This window comes from Bacillus sp. FJAT-49711, assembly GCF_018343715.1.
Lineage (GTDB): Bacteria > Bacillota > Bacilli > Bacillales > Bacillaceae_C > Lederbergia.
Genome location: NZ_JAGYPL010000002.1, coordinates 595,696 through 615,986 on the forward strand (window position 1 = coordinate 595,696; position 20,291 = coordinate 615,986).

General features: G+C 39.1%; 20 protein-coding genes. 15 read left to right on the plus strand and 5 right to left on the minus strand.

Going from position 1 to position 20,291, the window contains the following annotated elements; all coding sequences use genetic code 11:
* Nucleotides 1–458 precede the first annotated feature (458 nt).
* Nucleotides 459–1,547 (plus strand): methyl-accepting chemotaxis protein, encoded by a 1,089-nt coding sequence (locus KHA96_RS23505; RefSeq protein ID WP_481748237.1) that lies wholly within the window; start codon nt 459–461, stop codon nt 1,545–1,547.
* A gap of 163 nt (nt 1,548–1,710) precedes the next feature.
* Here the strand turns inward: KHA96_RS23505 and KHA96_RS10520 are convergent, their stop codons facing one another.
* The gene (locus KHA96_RS10520; RefSeq protein WP_213129249.1) at nt 1,711–1,929 is read right to left on the minus strand and encodes a hypothetical protein; all 219 of its coding nucleotides are present in this window, start codon (nt 1,927–1,929) and stop codon (nt 1,711–1,713) included.
* Between the two features lie 112 nt (nt 1,930–2,041).
* Between KHA96_RS10520 and KHA96_RS10525 the strand changes: the two genes are divergently transcribed.
* Nucleotides 2,042–3,427 carry an L-cystine transporter gene (locus KHA96_RS10525; protein WP_213129250.1) on the plus strand — a complete coding sequence of 462 codons (1,386 nt, stop codon included), beginning with the start codon at nt 2,042–2,044 and terminating at the stop codon, nt 3,425–3,427.
* Between the two features lie 252 nt (nt 3,428–3,679).
* On the opposite strand, the gene KHA96_RS10530 is transcribed toward KHA96_RS10525, so the two are convergent.
* The 3 genes from KHA96_RS10530 to KHA96_RS10540 are packed head-to-tail and all read right to left on the minus strand — an operon-like array spanning nt 3,680 to nt 6,491.
* Entirely contained in the window at nt 3,680–4,486 is an 807-nt protein-coding gene (locus KHA96_RS10530) for a YihY/virulence factor BrkB family protein (protein ID WP_213129251.1), read from the minus strand.
* Nucleotides 4,487–4,500: 14 nt separating this feature from the next.
* Complete coding sequence (locus tag KHA96_RS10535) at nt 4,501–5,478, minus strand: NAD(P)H-quinone oxidoreductase (protein WP_213129252.1); 978 nt, start codon at nt 5,476–5,478, stop codon at nt 4,501–4,503.
* On the minus strand, nt 5,475–6,491 hold the full coding sequence (locus KHA96_RS10540) for a phosphotransferase (RefSeq protein WP_213129253.1): 1,017 nt from the start codon (nt 6,489–6,491) through the stop codon (nt 5,475–5,477). The genes KHA96_RS10535 and KHA96_RS10540 overlap by 4 nt, the downstream gene beginning before the upstream one ends.
* A gap of 80 nt (nt 6,492–6,571) precedes the next feature.
* On the opposite strand from KHA96_RS10540, the gene KHA96_RS10545 reads away from it, so the two are divergent.
* From KHA96_RS10545 to KHA96_RS10575, 7 genes are all read left to right on the plus strand, one after another.
* A complete protein-coding gene (locus tag KHA96_RS10545; RefSeq protein ID WP_213129254.1) occupies nt 6,572–6,757 on the plus strand; it encodes an SE1832 family protein in 186 nt (61 codons plus the stop codon).
* A gap of 590 nt (nt 6,758–7,347) precedes the next feature.
* On the plus strand, nt 7,348–8,610 hold the full coding sequence (ltrA, locus tag KHA96_RS10550; RefSeq protein WP_213127439.1) for a group II intron reverse transcriptase/maturase: 1,263 nt from the start codon (nt 7,348–7,350) through the stop codon (nt 8,608–8,610).
* Between the two features lie 542 nt (nt 8,611–9,152).
* Nucleotides 9,153–10,058 carry a BadF/BadG/BcrA/BcrD ATPase family protein gene (locus KHA96_RS10555; protein ID WP_213129255.1) on the plus strand — a complete coding sequence of 302 codons (906 nt, stop codon included), beginning with the start codon at nt 9,153–9,155 and terminating at the stop codon, nt 10,056–10,058.
* Nucleotide 10,059: 1 nt separating this feature from the next.
* Entirely contained in the window at nt 10,060–11,235 is a 1,176-nt protein-coding gene (gene anmK, locus KHA96_RS10560) for an anhydro-N-acetylmuramic acid kinase AnmK (protein WP_213129256.1), read from the plus strand.
* Entirely contained in the window at nt 11,232–12,185 is a 954-nt protein-coding gene (locus KHA96_RS10565) for a GNAT family N-acetyltransferase (RefSeq protein ID WP_213129257.1), read from the plus strand. Before anmK ends, KHA96_RS10565 begins: the two co-directional genes overlap by 4 nt.
* 11 nt (nt 12,186–12,196) lie before the next feature.
* Nucleotides 12,197–13,240 carry a serine hydrolase domain-containing protein gene (locus KHA96_RS10570; protein ID WP_213129258.1) on the plus strand — a complete coding sequence of 348 codons (1,044 nt, stop codon included), beginning with the start codon at nt 12,197–12,199 and terminating at the stop codon, nt 13,238–13,240.
* A 95-nt stretch (nt 13,241–13,335) separates the two neighbouring features.
* Nucleotides 13,336–13,776: a GNAT family N-acetyltransferase gene (locus KHA96_RS10575; RefSeq protein WP_213129259.1), complete on the plus strand. Its 441-nt coding sequence runs from the start codon at nt 13,336–13,338 to the stop codon at nt 13,774–13,776.
* A 136-nt stretch (nt 13,777–13,912) separates the two neighbouring features.
* On the opposite strand, the gene KHA96_RS10580 is transcribed toward KHA96_RS10575, so the two are convergent.
* Complete coding sequence (locus KHA96_RS10580) at nt 13,913–14,086, minus strand: hypothetical protein (protein WP_213129260.1); 174 nt, start codon at nt 14,084–14,086, stop codon at nt 13,913–13,915.
* Between the two features lie 114 nt (nt 14,087–14,200).
* Here KHA96_RS10580 and KHA96_RS10585 point away from each other — a divergent pair, with 114 nt between their 5' ends.
* The 6 genes from KHA96_RS10585 (at nt 14,201) to KHA96_RS10610 (ending at nt 20,280) form a co-directional block, all read left to right on the plus strand.
* Nucleotides 14,201–15,325, plus strand: coding sequence for an ROK family transcriptional regulator (locus KHA96_RS10585; RefSeq protein ID WP_213129261.1), 1,125 nt, complete (start codon nt 14,201–14,203; stop codon nt 15,323–15,325).
* 127 nt (nt 15,326–15,452) lie between these two features.
* Nucleotides 15,453–16,259 (plus strand): sugar phosphate isomerase/epimerase family protein, encoded by an 807-nt coding sequence (locus tag KHA96_RS10590; RefSeq protein ID WP_213129262.1) that lies wholly within the window; start codon nt 15,453–15,455, stop codon nt 16,257–16,259.
* A 32-nt stretch (nt 16,260–16,291) separates the two neighbouring features.
* Entirely contained in the window at nt 16,292–17,416 is a 1,125-nt protein-coding gene (locus KHA96_RS10595) for a Gfo/Idh/MocA family protein (protein ID WP_213129263.1), read from the plus strand.
* Nucleotides 17,417–17,504: 88 nt separating this feature from the next.
* Entirely contained in the window at nt 17,505–18,449 is a 945-nt protein-coding gene (locus tag KHA96_RS10600; RefSeq protein ID WP_213129264.1) for an ROK family protein, read from the plus strand.
* A gap of 15 nt (nt 18,450–18,464) precedes the next feature.
* A complete protein-coding gene (locus tag KHA96_RS10605) occupies nt 18,465–19,199 on the plus strand; it encodes a glucosamine-6-phosphate deaminase (protein ID WP_213129265.1) in 735 nt (244 codons plus the stop codon).
* 13 nt (nt 19,200–19,212) lie between these two features.
* A complete protein-coding gene (locus KHA96_RS10610) occupies nt 19,213–20,280 on the plus strand; it encodes a Gfo/Idh/MocA family protein (protein ID WP_213129266.1) in 1,068 nt (355 codons plus the stop codon).
* The last annotated feature ends 11 nt before the right edge of the window (nt 20,281–20,291 follow it).

Here is a 20,291-nt window from a genome sequence, read left to right on the forward strand (position 1 = left end):
AATTGCCTATACTTGTTGTGTCAGAAAAGTTGAGTGTGAATATTGCTGAGAGAACTTCGCAATTAAGTATTTACCTTTTACTAGGTCAAACACCTTATATGCGTGCGTTTGAAGAGTCAACAGCTGAAAGTAAGGAATTAGAAAAGCAGCTTTTAGCTAAATCTTCAACAAAAGAAACAAAAGAGCTTCTTGAAAGGCTTAATAATTGGGAAGTTGCCATCAATGATATGGTGTTTAAAGAATTTTTAGCAGATCGGGAAATAGCACGTGATAATTTTAGAAACACAATCGAGCCGCTAAGTATCATTTTAAGGGATTCATTCCAAGAACTATCAAAAACACAGGAAAAGAACATTACAGCTAATGCGGAAAAAGTAATCAGCGCTGGTGAAAGAAATTCATTAACAAGTGTGGCAATAGGTGTCGTTGCCCTCATACTTGGGATTATCATTGCGATTATGACAGCAAATTCTATATCTAAACCTATTGTCAGAGTAGCAAATCGCATGCGTTTAATTGCCGAAGGGGACTTAACTCATGATGATTTATTAACTAGATCAAAGGATGAAGTTGGCGTGTTGATCGGATCTGTGAACGATATGAATCGTCAAATTCGATCAATGGCACAAGAAATTGGAAATGTATCACAAACTGTTATGAGACGAAGCGAGGAACTTAGCCACTCAGCAATGGAAGTCAATTCAGGCAGTCAACAGGTGGCGACTACGATGGAGGAACTTTCCGTTGCTGCTGAAACTCAAGCGCAATCCTCATCTGATTTGGTTGAATCTATGGGATCGCTCACGTCCAATATACATAATGCCAATTCGAGCGGGCAAAGGGCAAGCCATGTTTCCAGTCAGGTTTTAGATTTAACTGAAAAAGGCAATGAAGCAATGACAGAGTCAATCTCTAAAATGAAATTAATTGATGAAAACGTGAAAGATGCGGTTGGAAAAGTTCAAAGTCTTGAAGGCCATTCCAAAGAAATTTCACAACTAGTCAAAGTTATTTCCGATATTGCTGAACAAACAAACTTATTAGCTTTAAATGCTGCTATTGAAGCTGCACGAGCTGGTGAACATGGAAAAGGATTTGCAGTTGTTGCTGGGGAAGTTAAAAAGCTCGCTGAACAAGTGGCAAGCTCCGTTTCCAATATTACAGGAATTGTTTCTACCATTCAAAAAGAAACTGGCGAGGTTGTCCATTCATTGAATGAAAGCTTCGTACAGGTTGAACTGGGCACCGAACAAATTAGGTCAACTGGCAGCACTTTTGAAATGATTACTGAATCGATCAAGCAAGTGGTGGATCAAATCAAAATCATTTCTCATGACCTGGACAATATTGCAAGCAGTACAGATGTGATGAATGCTTCCATTTCTAATATTGCTTCCATTTCTGAAGAATCATCAGCAGGAATTGAAGAGACGGCAGCATCCGCAGAACAAACAACAAGCTCCATGCAAGAAATTGCAGCAAACGCCGAATCACTATCTTCTATTGCGATTGATTTGGATAAATTAATTAGGCAGTTTAAAGTGTAAAAATATAAAAAGTGAGACCAATGTATAAGAGTGATTCTATACTAATTGGTCTCTTTTTTTGTTCTATATAGAAACTTTGAGGATAACTTTCAAGAAAATAGTTTCCGTCTACCTTAAGCCCACAGGACATCGCTAACTTTCGGAAGTTAACTTCTCGTTAGGCTTAAGAAGTTGTACGGCGCTGCACAGGCGTTTCTGCTTTTGTTCTTGGAGTATGAACATTCTGTTTTTGCTTTTTTCTATTCTGCAAAAGTTTCTTAGCAAGCGGGTATACGACTGGGGCTGCCTTGATTGCAAAGCGCAATATTTTTGAAAAACGCATCATAGACATCCTTTCACCATTTTTCATAACTTTCCCATTCTCATACAATGCTAAACCCATAACATAGATTTCTCGAGTACAGGTTATGATAACCATATTAAGGGAATATCATTGAAGTAAAGTATTTTTCTTTATCTAACCGCCACGGAATCTAAAACTAGGGGGGAGCATCATGGATACACTGTTGATTATTATAAATATTGCCATATTTTTATTGCTTTTATTTCTATTATTTCGGATGCAGAAAAAGCATATTTCCTTTTCAAAACGCGTATTTACAGCATTAGGGATTGGGATTGTTTTAGGTTTGGCCATCCATTTAATATATGGGACGGATTCTGATATTACAAAAGGGTCTCTCGAATGGTTGAATATCGTCGGCAGCGGATATATTTCCCTATTAAAGATGATCGTTATGCCGTTGGTTTTTATATCAATCGTTTCCGCTTTTACAAAATTGAAATTAACAAGTAATCTTGGGAAAATCAGCGCACTTGTCATAGGGATCTTATTAGGTACAACAGCTATTGCAGCTTCGATTGGAATTGCCACGGCACTCGGCTTTAACCTTGAAGGGATTCAGCTTGAAGAAGGCGAAGCAGAAATAACTAGAAATACACAGCTTCAAGAAACAGTTGGGGATGTAAAAGATATGACAATCCCTCAACAGATCATCACTTTATTTCCACAAAACCCATTTATGGATTTAACAGGTGCCCGTCCGACTTCTACAATTGCAGTTGTTATTTTTGCTGCCATTATCGGGATTGCATACTTGGGAGTGAGAAGAAAAGAACCGGAGCATGCTGATTTCTTTGCTAAGATTATTGAGACCCTCTACACCATAGTTATGCGGGTCGTCACCCTTGTTTTAAGACTGACTCCTTATGGAGTGCTGGCTTTAATGGCAAAAGTAACGGCAACAAGTGATTATTCGGCGATTGTGAAGCTCGGAAAATTCGTTATCGCTTCTTATGTCGCGATAATTATCATGTTCGTAATCCATCTACTTTTATTGACCATTGCTAAACAAAATCCAGTTACGTATGTTAAAAAAGCGATGCCAACACTTGCTTTTGCTTTTACATCTCGTTCTAGTGCAGGGACTTTGCCTTTAAATATAAAAACCCAGCACAATGAATTTGGGGTATCTGAAGGAATCGCGAATTTTGCTGGTTCATTCGGCCTTTCGATTGGACAAAATGGATGTGCAGGAATTTATCCTGCCATGCTTGCTATCATGGTTGCACCTAGTGCCGGAATAGACCCGCTTAATCCTTCTTTTATCTTCACGTTAATATTAATTGTCGCAATCAGCTCATTTGGCGTTGCTGGAGTTGGTGGTGGAGCAACTTTTGCTGCCTTGCTCGTTTTATCTGCACTTAATCTGCCCATTGCGATTGTCGGATTATTGATTTCTGTTGAGCCTTTAATTGACATGGGGCGGACAGCATTAAATGTAAGCGGCAGTATGACAGCTGGAGTATTGACCGGAAAAATAACAGGGGAATTGGACGAAGAAGTGTATAAGCAGCCAAAACAAAATTTACAAGTTTAACCCATTCAGGAGGCTGGGACATAACTAAAACAATCAAACCTAAAGACGAACAATGATCTAACTAAGCGGAGGAAATATACGAAGACTCCTGTGGGAGGAAGGCATAGGTGAGACCCCGCAGCTCGGGACGAGCGAGGAGGCTCGCCAGCTGCCCACGGAAAGCGAAGTATATTTCCGAAGCGTGGTATATACACTAAACAACCTATTGTTCGGATTTATCTTTGTCGGAAATAGTTATGTCCTGGTCTCTTTTTATTTTTCCTTTTTTGCCATCCAAGTAGCATTCACTAGTCCGCCGATAAGTAGAACAGCTGCTGTAAAGTAAAACCAAATCATAAGAACAATAATATTTCCTAATTGTCCATAAAGTCTTGTATAGCTTGCTGCAAATGATACGTAATAGGAAAAACCGATAGAGACAGTTTGCCATCCAATTGTTGCGAAAATGGCTCCAGGAATAATGTTTTGGACACTAATTTTTTTACTTGGCACCACTTTATAAAGAAATAGAAAAAAGAAAAATAAATAGATGGAACCGATAATCCATTTAGCTAAAAACCACCATTTGTGAAATGATGGCGGCAATTCAATATGTGTCGCTAAAAAAAGTCGACCAATCTCTTCCCCAATTGGCACAAGCAAAGAAATGGTCAACGTCACCATTAGGCTTAAGGTTAAAATTAAATCTTTTCCAAATGCCAGAAAAAATCCTTCCTTCCGGACGATTTTATAAGCATCATTCATAGCACGTACGAGGGATTGAACGGCCATGGAGGCAATCCAAAATGCAGCCAACAAACTGAATGAAGCGATCTTCGTCTGTTGCTGGCCAAAAATGCCCAAAATATTGGACTTTATTAAATGAAAACTCCCTTTAGGTGCAAAAGGTTCAATAGCGCTAAGAACATCTTCAACGCGAACTGGCAGGAAACTGACGATTGAAAGGGCAAAAATGAGAAACGGAAAAATGGACAGCATAAAATAATAAGCCATTTGCGCAGATTGATCATGAAATCGATCGATAAAAAAACGTTTAATAACGGTCATGATTCTGTCCATTGTTTCATCCTTTTTTACGGGATCTGCAGCACAATTTTCCCCGCATTTTTATTTTGTTCCATATAGGAATGGGCTTCACTTCCTTTTTCCCAGTTCCAAATAGAATCAATAATTGGCTTTAAACGACCATTTTCAAACAAAGATAATGCGAAATCAGCAAAGTCTTTCGTTAAGGCAATTTTTTTCTCAATAGGCTGTGAACGAAGGGCTGTGCCAATAACTTGAATTCTTTTAAAAAGCAGCTTTCCTAGATTGACGTCGGCAAGCTTTGAGCCTCCCATCGTTCCAATTAAAATCAGTTTGCCATCGACTGAAAGGGAATGAATGTTTTGTTCCCAGTAAGGGGCACCAATAAAATCAAAAATAAGGTTAACACCATTTTCAGAAGTTTCCTTCATCACTTTTTCAGAAAAAGGTCCTTCTTTATAATCAATGGCAACGCCAGCTCCTAACGAAAGACATAATGAACGTTTCTCCTCAGTTCCAGCTGTAACAATAATATTCGCGCCAATTTCCCGTGCTAGTTGAATGGCGGCTGTTCCGACTCCACTTGCACCTGCATGGATGAGGATGGTTTCTTCTTTTTTAAGTTTTCCCAACCAAAACATATTTAAAAAGGCGGTTAAAAACACTTCAGGAATAGCTGCTGCTTCTTCAAATGACAGATTTTGAGGAATTCTGATTGCCATTTCAGCAGGAATAACTACATATTCAGCATATCCGCCTCCTGGAAGCAGTGCACATACACGGTCGCCTTTTTTAAAATCTTTTACAGCCTCCCCGAAATCTTCAACGACGCCACTCATTTCAAGGCCAAGGATAGGAGATGCACCTTGAGGAGGCGGGTAAAGACCACGCTTTTGTAGTAAATCCGCCCTATTTAGTGCCGTTGCTTTTACCTTGATAAGAAGATCGTTTTTACCCATATGCGGCATGTCTGTTTTTCCAATAAAAAGCTGTTGCGTATTTTCTTCTACTAAAACTGCTTTCATCGTGATTCCACCTTTTGTTCTAATTTTTGCAATCCTTCTTCAAGCTCATCCCAACGGTTTAAACAATGATTTTTAATCATATCGATATCATTCAATTGCTGCTCTTCATCCAACTGATACACGAGTAAGTTTCTCAACCAGCTGTACAAGTTATGAAGCTGGGCCCGATAGGAAAAGAAGCGAAGCAAATTAACGTCTAGTTTTATGTTAAATCCAATTTTTTCCTCATATGCTTTTATAAAAACAAACGGCTTTTGATTAATATAACCAGCCAATTCTCTTTCCATCGGGGCTAAAATAACAGATTCCCAATCAATGATACGGAGGCCGGATGAAGACTGGATGAGATTCCCGCCCCATAAATCACCGTGGCATATGACAAATGGAATATGCTTATTTTTAAAGGAATTGGCTAACTCTTTTATTTGCTGTATAAGTGAAATAATTACTTTTTCCTTTGAGGTTATCATGTCAATAAGTTCTAATCGTGCGGATCTTTGCTGAAGGGTTAATACATAAGTATGAAGCTCGTCCACAAACTGAACATCAAATGTTTCATTAGGGAGTTCAACTTTTTTTCCGACTTGTTCTGTTGTCATATGCAGTTTTGCCGATAATTTTGCGATGTTCCGAATATGGTCATCTTTTAAAGGATACGAATTAGCTAGCGTATAACCGTCTATCCAAGGGAATAATATTAAAACAATGTCATCCAATTCAATTTTATTTTGTTTGTCTTTCGTTAATATTGGATAAATGGCAGCCGGGTATAAATTCTTTTTATGTAATTCCGTTAATAAAGGTAAATAGTAGTGCGTTTGTTTGATGGCGGTTTCCTGTATTTTTTTATCTAAAAGCTTTAAATAAAAGGAATCTTCGTTTTGACAGCGAATTTTATAACTAAAGGATTTATCACCAAGGGGAATAAAGGATATTGAGTCTATTTTCAAATCATAATAAGAATGAACCAAATGCCCAATTTCTTTATTAGAAATGTGGTGTGGTTGTTTCAACGAAATCCCTCCAGTTTTTTATGAACTATTTATATGTATGATATGATTTTAACATTAAGGATGTAAGAAGGTGATAAACCATGACCAAAAAGGAGATTCAATATAAGATTGAAGATTTGAAGGCGGATTATGTGCGTCTTCAGCACGATCTGGAAAAGCTCGAATATGTGAAAGGCAATCTCCATCCATTAGAAAAACAGTTAGAAGGCATCGAACGTGAACTGCAGGATCTAAACAGGCGGTTAACCGACCTAGAAAATAGATGAAACCCTTAATAAGGCACAAAATTTGTGCCTTATTTTACTGTGCGCCCAGCATGGGCGTAGTCTATAGGGTGCAAGTCCCGAACTGCGAAGGCAGAAGTAGCAGTTAGCTTAACGCAAGGGTGTCCACGGTGACGTGGAATCTGAAGGAAGCGAGCGGCAAACCTCCGGTCTGAGGAACACGAACTTCATATTAGGCTATTTACGATTGGGTGAGTTTGCAGTACAGAACAAAGCCCTTTCTGCCGAAGGTTGTATGTAGTAAATGAAGCAGATAGGTGGAGGGAAAGACTACGTTCTTACCTGGGGAGGTCTGATTGGAACGCCAAGTTCACTTGGTAACCTATCCAGTGATGGATAGCTGAACAATCAGAAGTCAGCAGAGGCCATAGTACCATTCGAACTCGAGAAGAATGGGAAGGGCTGAACAATTAAGAGAGAGCAACATCTTGGCATTCAGTAACCTGCGATGAACACAGATAACCGATAAGGCATGCTTGAAGGAGGATATGGTGAATCCCATGGGGGACTTCAAGATGGTGGAGCAGAACTGGCATAAGTGGAATCGTTGTTCACGGAAAGAGGCGTAACCAATGTTAATGGAACGAATACTGTCACGGGAAAACCTCCTTTCCGCCCTGAAAAGGGTGGAACGAAATAAAGGAAGTCATGGTGTGGATGGGATGTCCGTACAAAACCTACGAGAGCATATCAAGAAACACTGGGAATCCATGAAAATGGAACTTCTTGAGGGTACCTATACACCGCAACCCGTCCGCAGGGTCGAAATCCCGAAACCTGACGGTGGGGTGCGATTATTAGGTATCCCTACCGTAACAGACCGTCTCATTCAACAAGCAATTGCCCAAGTTTTAACGACTATATATGACCCGATGTTCTCAGACCATAGTTATGGATTTCGACCAGGTCGAAGCGCCCATGATGCGGTTAGGAAAGCAAAAGGTTATATACAGGAAGGTTATCGTTGGGTGGTTGATATCGACTTGGAGAAGTTCTTCGACAGAGTAAACCATGACAAATTAATGGGGACACTAGCGAAACGAATCGAAGATAAACGCCTGCTTAAGTTAATCCGTAAATATCTAGAATCGGGAATCATGATAAATGGCATTGTGACAACCAGTGAGGAAGGAACTCCACAAGGAGGACCTCTCAGTCCTTTACTCTCTAACATTGTCCTTGACGAATTTGACAAGAAGTTAGAGGAAAGAGGTCACAAATTTGTACGATACGCCGATGATGCTAATATCTATGTGAAAACAATGAAAGCAGGAAACCGGGTGATGGATTCCATCACCTTGTTTATAGAAGGAAAGCTTAAGCTGAAAGTTAATTTGAAAAAGTCAGCTGTAGACCGTCCTTGGAAGAGGAAATTTCTTGGATTCAGTTTTACCTTTCATAAAGAACCCAAAGTTCGGATTGCCAAAGAAAGCGTGAAACGGATGAAGAATAAAATCCGAGAAATTACCTCAAGAAAGAAACCTTATCCCATGGAATATCGAATAGAGAAACTAAACCAATATCTAATGGGATGGTGCGGATACTTCGCCCTGGCAGATACGCCAAGTGTATTCAGGGAGTTTGATTCATGGATTAGAAGAAGACTTCGGATGTGTATGTGGAAGAATTGGAAGAAACCAAGCACGAAGGTGAGGAACCTCATTAGACTTGGCGTTCCGAAAGGAAAGGCTTATGAATGGGGAAACTCACGTAGAAGTTATTGGAGAATCTCCAAAAGTCCGATACTACACAGAACCCTTGGAAACTCCTACTGGAATTCCCAAGGGCTCAAAAGTCTATTATCTCGTTACGAAACTTTGCGTCACCAATCTTAGTTGAACCGCCGTATACCGAACGGTATGTACGGTGGTGTGAGAGGTCGGGGGTTAATCACTCCCTCCTACTCGATTTCTGAATCAAGTGATTTTGGTTGTATAAAATTGCGACTGAGATTTGGAAAAAGTAAGTAGTCAATTTTAATATTATCGTGCCCGTGTCTAAATGAAAGAAAGCTGTGAGGTAACGAATAGGAAATAATCGTGCCCATAAACCATGTGAAGGTAGATTTATGGGCACGAATAAAGTGTTATTGTGCCCAAGTCTATAGGGAAGTAAGTTGCAGGGTCACGAATAAGAAATCATCATACCTTTGACCAAATCAAAGGTACCATTATCAGGAACGAAAACGTGGACTTTTCACAACTTTTCGCTACAAACGCTAGAATCAACAAACTCATTTGGAAGATGGTAGTTAAATCACCATATTTTATTAAGCTTCTTGATTAGGCAGATATTCATAGTAAAATAAAGGTGAAATTAAATTTTATTGAATTAGGAATTAAACAAAAATGAAATTTTGGAAAAGGGAGGGATGGGGTTGGCTTATACAATTGGTATTGATGCTGGTGGAACGAAAACAACTGGATTAATATTAGATGTGGATAAAAATATCGTCTTCCAAATTGAAACGGGTTTTGGGAATCCTAATGTTCATTTTAAGGACGCGTTAGACAATGTGTGGGAAGCGGTGGCTGCTTGTCTTAACAGTCAATACGGAAAAGAATGCGGAGCCATTATTGCCGGAGTTGCAGGGATTGAAGCAAAAGGAAATCGTAAGCGTTTTGAAGACTTTTTTTCCGAAAGAACTAAAATTCCAACCATTTTTGTTAACGATGCGGTTCTCGCTTATCATGCTTTACTAGGTAAGCAAAATGGTATTTTGACGATTGCTGGAACAGGCTCCATTTCCTATGGGAGAAATGGAGAAAGTGAGGGCTATTCAGGTGGTTGGGGGCATATCTTAGGTGATTATGGGAGTGCCTATGATATCGCGATTCAAGCTTTTCGCCAAATAACAAAAGAAGCGGATGAAGGGCTGCCGTATTCTCCACTTTCGCAAGCATTGATGCATGAGCTTGGAATTACTTCAGCAGAGGGGTTAAAAGGTTTTATATACAACGCTACTAAAGGGGAAATTGCTTCTGTATCCTCCTTTATATTCACGGAAGCGCAGAATGGAAATAAAGACGCTCAAAGGATTTTTCGAGACGCTGGAGTTCAATTAGCAAATCAAACCTTTTCGCTTTTTAAAAAATTGAAAATAAGTCCCCCCTTGAAAGTTGGATGCAAAGGCTCTTTATTAGAAAAAAATCCATATGTTAAAGAGGAGTTTGAATCAACTCTTCAAAAACTTCTAGGAGAGGTTGAATTCATAAGAAGTGAAGTCACTCCCGCCATTGGTGCTTTGTCAGTTGCCGTTTTGTATTTGAAAAAGGAGGCATAGCATGGGAAAATTCGCTGTCGGTTTAATGTCAGGGACTTCAGTCGATGGAATTGACGCAGCGTTAGTGAAATTGAATGGTTTTGGTGTACACACAAAAGTTGAATTAGTCGATTTTATAACTTTACCTTTTGATGCTAATGTTAAAGATGAAATAATGCAAAGCATGGATATAAATAACTCGAATTCTGCACTCATATGCAGTCTGAATTTTAAGCTCGGCTATTTATTTGCGGATGCTGTAAAAAGGGTATGCAAGAAAGCAAAAGTTCCGCTAACTAAAATTGATTTCATCGCCTCGCACGGGCAAACGCTTTATCATATACCACAGCAAGATGGTCATCTTACTAAATCTACATTGCAAATTGCTGATCCTGCTGTTATTGCTTACGAAACAGGTATCACGGTCATTTCAAATTTCCGTTCGATGGATATGGCAGCTGGTGGGGAAGGAGCACCGCTTGTTCCTTATGCTGATTATTTACTATATCGCAGTGATTCAAAGGGACGGGTATTGCAAAACATCGGCGGTATTGGAAATGTAACGGTGCTCCCGAAAAAAGCAACTTTAGAGGACATTGTCGCTTTTGACACAGGGCCCGGTAATATGATCATCGATGAATTATGTAAAGTCTTGATGGGCAAACCATTTGATAAAAACGGAAAATGGGCTTCTCAAGGAATTGTTCATAAAGAAATTGCACAGTCGTGGCTGACAATGGATTTCTTCAAGATGGCACCACCGAAATCAACTGGGCGTGAATTATTTGGTATCCAATTTACAAAGCAAATACTTCAGACATATGACCATTTATCTGCTAATGATCTAATCGCAACTGCCACTTATTTTACTGCTCTCTCAATTGCAGATTCGTATAAGCAATTTGTTTTTCCGAAAGTTCATATTGATGAAATGATTATAGGAGGCGGGGGCGGATTTAATAAAACATTAATCCAGATGATCGGAAGTCTTTTGCCGAATATCTCTGTATTAACTCAAGAAGATATAGATTTTTCTTCTGAAGCAAAGGAAGCGATTGCATTTGCCATCTTAGCCAATGAAACTATGAATGGGATGCCATCCAATGTACCAAAGGCAACAGGAGCGGGAAGTGCAGTCATTCTTGGCTCCGTCACACTCCCACCTAATGGCAGGATTAATTTTGGAGGTAACGTATGAAGATTATTCCACTTAATAACAATAGAATAAAAGATTTAATAGATTTATGGAACAAAGAGTTCTCCACAAAATTCCCAATGCGGAGAGAATTGTTTATACAAAATAGCTTTGAAGATGAAAATGTGTTTCTTCCAGGTTCGTGGATGGCATTGGACGATGAAGACAATGTCGTTGGCTTTATCATTAGTAAACGTTGGCAAGATCCTATGCCGGTTCCGATGCCAAAGGATGTTGGCTGGATTCAAGTTTTGGTGGTTAGTGAAAAGGAGCGAAATAAAGGAATAGGTTCGTTATTACTAGAAAAGGCTGAAACGGCATTAAAAGCGGATGGAGCGGCAGAAATCCAGCTTGGAGGAGATCCACTACACTATTTTCCGAGTGTGCCAGCTGAATATGAAAAAGCTGCAAGGTGGTTTGAACATAAAGGTTATGAGTATGTAGGGAATGAATATGATTTACTCGCAAACTATGATCCATTAGTGGAACCGGAAAGTCTTGAGCTAGATGGTGTAGATATAGGGATTTTAAAACTAAAGGATAAAGATGAAATGCTAAAATTTATGAATCGAGTCTTCCCAGGAAGATGGGAGTATGAAACGATTCGCTATTTTCAAAAGGGCGGTACTGGCAGAGAGTTTGTTGTTTTAAAGAAAGCGGGGAAAATCATAGGCTCTTGCCGGATAAGTGATGAACATTCTTCGGTCATTTATAACAATGTATACTGGGCGCCATTGTTTAGAGAACCCCTAGGTGGCATTGGATCGGTAGGCATAGATTCAGCTGAACGTGGAAAAGGCTATGGCTTGGCCGCCGTATTGGCAGGTATTTCAATATTACGCAGCCGAGGGATCAATAAAATTGTAATCGATTGGACAACCATCGTCGATTTTTATAAGAAAATGGGTTATCAAATTTGGAAGGAATATCGGAAATATCAAAAACAACTATAGGGGGCTAGAATATGAAAGAAGAAGTCATCCGCTTTTTGCAAAAAGAAATAGATTTAGAGAATATCCCCGGTGCTGCGATTTATATTTCTCATAAAGGAACATCTATTTTAGAGGAAGTAGTTGGATATCGAGCCCTCGCTCCTAAAAAAGAACCGATGCAAATAGATACCGTGTTCGATCTTGCCTCATTAACGAAAATAGTGACAACGATGACAGCATCCTTACAATTATTAGACAAGGGTGAGATACGACTAGATGACCCTGTTTCGTACTTTTTTCCTGAGTTCAATGAAAATGGGAAAGAAGAAGTGAGGATTCGTCATTTGCTTACACATACTTCTGGATTACCTGCACATAGGCCGTTCTATGAAGAGGGATTAACAACAGAACAAATGATAAAGAAAATTTGCGCTGAAGAGCTTGAAAATCCAGTCGGGCAAAAAGTGGTTTATAGCGATTTAGGCTTTATTTTACTAGCTTCATTAATTGAAAAAGTGGTAGAAATACCATTTGATGAATATGTTTCAAAAGAGATACTAACTCCTTTAGAAATGCATGAAACAGGATTTAATCCTACATATAGTCGTACGCGATTTGCTGCGACAGAATTTAGTGAAAAACTCAATGACTTTAAGTACGGAATCGTTCATGATGATAACGCAGAATCCATGGGGGGAGTGAGTGGCCACGCGGGGTTATTTTCCACATTAAAGGATTTAACCAACTATGCACAAATGATTGAAAATGGTGGAAGCTTCAGAGGAAAAAAGATTATTTCAACAGTAGCTTTAGACCTTTCTAAACGAAACTTTACACCAGTTGATGAAGAAGGAAGAGGTCTAGGTTGGCAAATTCATAGTCCGCGATTGTCATGTGGAGATTTATTTTCTTACACATCTTATGGACATACCGGATATACAGGTACGAGTATGTGGTTTGACCCAGAAATCCAGCTCCACGTCATTTTATTAACAAATCGAGTACATGCCAAAAACCAACAAGCGATCTTAAGATTGAGGCCGAGATTACATAATTTGATTCGTGCACAGTTTTAATGTCTAGGCAATATTTAAACATTGATATTTTCAACTTCGTGTAAATTTGTAGTAGTATAGTTTGCTAATGAATCCAGGGCTATCGGAGGAGACTTATGGTTGCTATAACAATAGACAATATCAAAATTACAGGAGAATCGAGTGACACTGATTACAATTATGTATGTAATCAGTTATATGAATATAATATTCGAGCGACAAATGGCTTACTCAAAAAGCCGGGCAAGGATATTAACTTATATGTAAAAGATGAATCAGGCAAAGTCGTAGGCGGTTTGTTTTGTGAAACATGGTCTTACGGTATGTATATTGATGTATTCTGGATAGCGGATGAATATAGAAACAAGGGTTATGGAAAAGTCATGATAAAAGAAGCTGAAAGGCTCGGGAAAGAACTTGGCTGTATATTTGCTCATACTTGCACATTTTCATATCAATCGCCGGAATTTTACAAAGGGATGGGCTATGAGGTTTTTGCCGTTAATGATGAATATCCAGAAAATATAAAACAATTTTTCTTAAAAAAGAAATTGTAGTACATGTTTATATAACGAACAAGAAACAAGTTTAAATCAATCCACGTAGCAATAGACTGGTGGCTAAAACGTTAAGTCGAAAGAAATGATAGCTCAATAAACTGCCTTTTCACCGAGGCGGCTCCCCGTACCTTGTCTAGCTGCAGACGCCTTCCGCTTTTCGATGCCCCGGAAAGCGAAGCCACCTGGAACGGAAATCAACTGCTAAGTATTTAACACAATAAAATGTAAGTGACTTTTTCAATGCTCTCTTGTAAGAGAGTCTGCTTTCTCCTTCCAATTGCGTTGTTCCATTAATTCTTTTTCCCAATAAACCTCCACCCTTCTTCAAAATCCTAATCTCACCACAATAGTGAGAAAGTTAATTTTCCCCTGTTTAATGTATAATAGAGAACAAATAACGAAGATGTAGAAGGTGTGACATATGAAAATGAGAGGCAATCAACAAATGCTAAGGGAAATTAATAAGTCCCTTTTATTAAACCTTATATATCTCCACGGTCCAATTTCGAGAGTAGAACTGGCGAGACTTACGAAGCTTAGTCCAACAACGGTTTCCGTGTTAGTGGAAGAGATAATTAAAGAAGGAATTATTCACGAAACGGGGACAACTGGTTCTGGGGTTGGCCGCAAAATGACGATGTTAAACATTAATGCGGAAAATGGATATGTCATTGGCATTGACTTATCAAGGGAATCTTCGCGTTTTATGATGCTGAATTTACGCGGGGAAGTCGTCCAAACAGAAAATATGGATTGTTTTATTGGAGAAGAATCTCTCCACGAAAAATTACCAATAGCAATCGACCGTTTTCTTAATCAGCAGAACATCAATCACGATTTAATAAAATGGATGGGGCTTGCAGTCCCTGGCATTATAGATGAAGAGCAGGAAACAATTATTGGATCAAAGTATTTAAAAGTTCGAAACTTCCCAATAAAAGCAAACCTTAGTGAGAGGTTTAATATTCCTATTCATATCGTAAATGATATTGAAGCTGCTGGGTTTGCTGAGCGATTTAGCGGAGCAGCGAAAGGAAAAAGTACGATCGTTTATATATTAATCGATTATGGTACAGGTGCAGGCTTTGTCATGAATAATCAAATTTATCGCGGAGCAACAAGCCAAGCAGGAAAAATTGGAGACTTCCATCCATACGGAATCAATGCATTATATCATAGACTAATTTCAGATTATAACGAGGATTGGATTGCAGGGGATAAAGAAGCAACCATTCAAAAATTTACTCAACTAGCGCTGGACGGAACAGAGCCATATAAAGGGGATATGAATTCAATTATTCATAAAATCGCTAAATATTGCGGAAATGTCATTCAATTATTAAACCCAGAACAATTAATACTGAGCGGATGGATTGCTTCAAACGAAAAACTTGCCCAAAGCTTGACAGAATTAATTCATGAATATGAAGATGCTGCAGGAAATCCAACACCAGTGAATACTTCCCATTGGAAAGAAGAGGGACCCGCAATTGGCGCCGCGACATTAGGATTATATGAAATGTTTAAAACAAAAACAGTCCGCTAAAATCATATATTTAAGTTATAAAAATACTCGTAATATATTGATTAATTAGACCGTAATGTTATAATATGATTAATTATTTCATCCACTGGAATAATTAATCAATTAGTCCTAGAGGAGGTTTTTTAAAGTGAAGATTTCGATTGGCGGCTACTCATTTTTCAACTCGTTTCTAGAAGGAAAAATGGATATTTTCGGGTACTTGGAGTCAGTAAAATATCGTTATGGATTAGACACAGTGGATATTTGGAACGGGCAATTTACGATAGGGGAACCTGATATTTCAAGAGTTCCGGATGAAGAGTTTTTGAAAAAGGTACGCGAGGCAATGGACGAAAAGGGTTTGACATTAATTAACTACGCGATTGATGGCGCCCATATTTGGGATGAAGATCCGGACAAGCGTGAACAACTTTATCAAAATGCTTTAGGTCATCTGAATGCGGCTGAAATTCTCGGAGCTAAAACAGTACGTATCGATACAGGCGGATTTTTTGGCAACCATCCTGAGTTTAGCATGAATATGACAGATGATCAGTTGGATTATATCGTTAAACGTTACAGGGAGTATTGTGAACGAGGGGCACAGCATGGCTATACGGTCGGACCTGAAAATCATGTAGGACCTTCTTTAAGCCCTGTTCAAATGAAAAGAATTGCTGAAGCTGTTGACCATCCTAATTTCGGAATCCTCCTACATATTGGCAGATGGAGAGAAGAGGCTGATAAGGGCGATGAAATGGTGGCGCCATGGGTTAGCCATACTCATTTTGATTCAAGAACTGCCGCAGCTGAGGATGCACAAGATAAAATTCGTATGATGCAAGATAATGGCTTTGATGGCTATTGGGGAATTGAATACAATGCCGATAAAAATCAATACATCGAAATCGAGTGGATTTTAGGGACAGTAAAACGTCTTTTAGTTACATTATAAAATTCATAAAATAATAGAATTGGAGGGATATGATGAGAAAGATACGGATTGGAGTAATTGGTGTAGGGCAGATTGGGAAGTCACACTTAAATAATTATGCTGGCATTCCGGATGCGGAGATTGTAGCCGTATGTGACGTAAATGAGCAGGAAGCAAAAAGAGTAGCGGAACAATACAATATCCCTAGCGTCTACACTGATTTTCGTGAAATGTTAAGTCGAGATGATATTGAGGCTGTGGATGTTTGCTTACATAATAATTTCCATGCCCCAATGACGATTGCTGCTTTAGAAGCAGGGAAACATGTGTATTGTGAAAAGCCAATCGCTGGCACATATTATGACGGAAATAGAATGGTAGAGGCGGCAAAGGAAACAGGCAATATGCTCCATATTCAATTAGGCACTCTTTATCGCAAAGAAACGAAGGCTGCAAAAGCGTTGATTGATGGAGGAAAACTAGGAAACATCTATCATGCGCGTTCAACAGGCTTTAGAAGAAGGAATCGTCCGTTTGTTGATGGCTATGGCACAAAGTTCTTTACGAAAAAAGAAACCGCTACCGGCGGCGCGCTTATTGATATGGGAGTCTACCATATTGCACAAATGCTTTATCTACTAGACTTGCCAACACCGACCCGTATTTCGGGAAAAGTGTATCAAGAGATGGATATGGATCCGAAGCGACGCGCCGAAAGCGGGTTTGATGTTGAGGAACTTGCATTAGGTTTTGTTAAATTCCAAAATAACCTCACGCTTGATATCATTGAATCTTGGTCTGTTCATTTAGGCGGATTTGAAGGTCCTAGCATTTTAGGCTCTAAAGGCGGTATTCGCTTACCTGTATTTGGCGAAGGCAGCCAAAATCAATTTAGTTTCCATTCTACTGTTTGTGATATGGATATGGACAGCACGGTTAATTTAGATTTACTCGATTATCGCTGGCATAATCTAAGAGAAAATGAGGACGCTTACGATTCATCACAACATCATTGGATCGCAGCTCTTCAAGGTAGAGTAGCACTGTTGCCAACGGCGCAAATTGCTCTGCAGACCATGCTGATAAGTGATGGAATCTATCTTTCTGATAAGCGTGGAGAAGAAGTATCTGCTGAAGAACTTGATACATTGGCAACATCGACATCTGTATCGATATAAAAAATCACCTATGACTTAAAGGAGCCCTGAAATTATTGAAACATAATTTTAGGGCGATTTTATTAAGTGCTGAAAGGTATTGGTAAGTATGAATAAAGCAGTGCTCGGGGTAGATGTAGGCGGAACAAATATACAAATAGGGCTTGTTGCTGAAACTGGAGAAATAGTAAAGAGCAAAAAATATCGAATGAATAGTAACTCCCAGGCTGAAGCAGTAGCCGCTATTATTGACTCAATCGATGATTTTGTGAAAAGTGCAGACAAATTAAAAGCAATTGGAATCGGCTTAGTTGGCCATATTAATCCAGAAACTGGAGTTTGGAAAAGCGCAATTAATATCCCGATATCAAAGCCGGTCCCTCTTGCCCAACTAGTATCGGAAAAGACGAAAGTACCTGTATGTTTAGACAATGATGTTAATGCAGCCACATTAGCCGAAATGAAGTGGGGAATTGGCAAGCAAACATCGAACTTTATTTATGTAAATGTAGGTACGGGAATTGCGATGGGAATAGTTGAAAATGCTAAACTCATAAGAGGAATCGCGAATTATGCTGGGGAAGTAGGGCATATGTATATTGGCCAGCTAAAGGAAGGATTTGGAGATGGCTATTTAGAAACAATTTGTTCAGGCGGCGGGATGGTAAAACAAGCTTTAGTCGGTATAAACGCTTATCCTGACTCGATATTAGCTTCTTATCATCAAGATGGCAGCTTGCATTCGAGTACTATTTTTCAAGCGGCTCAAAATGGAGACCATCTAGCAGCAATCATCGCCGGCCAAGCGATTAAAGGATTAGAGATTGGGTCAACCAATATCGTCAATCTATTTAATCCTGAGCATTTAGTTTTTGGCGGTGGTGTGTTTAATCATCAATCATTATTAGAAAAAGTCCGTCAGCATATTAAAAAAAATGCCCTCCCAGTGTCAAGAAACAGCTTAAAAAGTATATCAATTACTACCTTGAATCATAATGACATCGGATTATTGGGTGCTGCAAGTATTGCTTTGATGAATGAAGAACTTTCATAAGAAAGGCGGATATTGATGGAACTACTTATACTCGAAGGTAATGAATTTGATGAAAAAGCCGCGGATATCGCCTTAGCGCAAATAAACAAGAAACTAGATTCTACACTTGGATTTGCTACAGGAAACACGACAGTAGGCTTTCATAAAAGACTAGCGGAAAATTTATTGGATAAGCAAGTGGATATAAGTCAGTTTTCCACTTTTAATCTGGATGAATATGTTGGAGTTTCCAGTCAAAATCCATCAAGCTGTTATTATAGAATGAACGAACAGTTCTTTAAACCTCTTAAACTACGAAAAGAACAAATACACTTTTTGAATGACCTTTCCGAACAAGAAAACCTACAACTAAGATGTACCCAATTTGATAAACAGATTGAGGAGTCCGGTGGAATCGACATTCAATTCCTCGGAATCGGTTTAAATGGTCATATCGGTTTTAATGAGCCAGGCTCACCTTTTGGAAAAACCACACATGTAGTAGACATCGATTTAAATACGAGAGAATCGAAGATACCTGTTTTTGGTTCATTGGACAATGTTCCGAAGCAAGGTGTTACGATGGGGATTAAATCCATTATGAAGGCTCGGAATATCGTATTACTTGCTAAAGGTGGAAGTAAAGCTAATATTATTTTTCAATCATTAACGGGACCAGTTACGCAAGATATCCCGGCATCAATTTTACAGCTTCACCCTAATCTTGTCGTCATCCTAGATAAAGCAGCCGCGCAAAAAATAAACCAATAAAAGGGGAAATACAATGAGTAAGAAAGATGTAAAAGTTGGAATTATTGGAACGGGCTTTATGGGGAAGGGACATGCAATTGGCTATCAGATGTTTGACATTGAAATTGGGATGTTTGCCTCGAGAAGTACGGAGAATGCAAAAGCAGTTGCAGAAGAATTTGGTGTTGAACGATGGACTGATGATTGGCGTAAACTCGTTTCAGACCCTGAAATTGATTGCGTTGATATTACGGCTCCTAACCATCTGCATTATGAAATGGCGATGGCCTGCATTGAGGCAAAAAAACCTTTTCTTATTGAAAAGCCATTAGCTATGAATACGAAAGAAGCTAAAGAGATTGTAGATGCGGCAAATAAACACGGTGTCATGGCTGTTTATGGTGAAAATATGCGATATAAGCCTGCAATGGTAAAAATTAAACAAATCATTGATGAGGGCGGATTAGGGGATATTATTATGCTTCGCTCAAATGAAATCCATAATGGCCCCTTTCACAGTGATTGGTTCTGGGATGCGGAGCTTGCAGGCGGCGGCGCAACGATCGATATGGGAATACATGGTCTGTACACATTAGAATGGATTATGGGTTCGAAGGTTAGAAGAGTCTATGCAGAAATGGACGTTTTAAAATGGGACGAATACTGTAAAAATGGCTCAGAGGATACGGCTGCCGTTATTTTGCGCTTTGAAAATGGGGGAATAGCCGAATTATTAATTAGCTGGGCGATAACAGGTGGGATGGATGTTCGGTTAGAAGTATTTGGCAAAGAAGGTACGGCTTATGTAAGTACAACACATGATGCCGGAGGACTTCGTGTACATAGTCACCCTGGTTACGGAAAATCCCTTGAAGAATTATCAAGCCTGAAGCCACATGTTGTATCGACCAAAGGCTGGAGCTTCCCTTCTCCAGATGATGAATTGCAACAAGGGCATGCATATGAAGTAAAGCATTTTATAGACTGTGTAAAAGGAAAAGATGAGCCTAAAAGTACGTTAGAGGACGGGTTGAGGGCACTTGTATTAGTAGAAGCGATTTACGAGTCTGCAAGAACAGGGAAAGCAGTAGAAGTTAGTTAGTATAAAAAGAA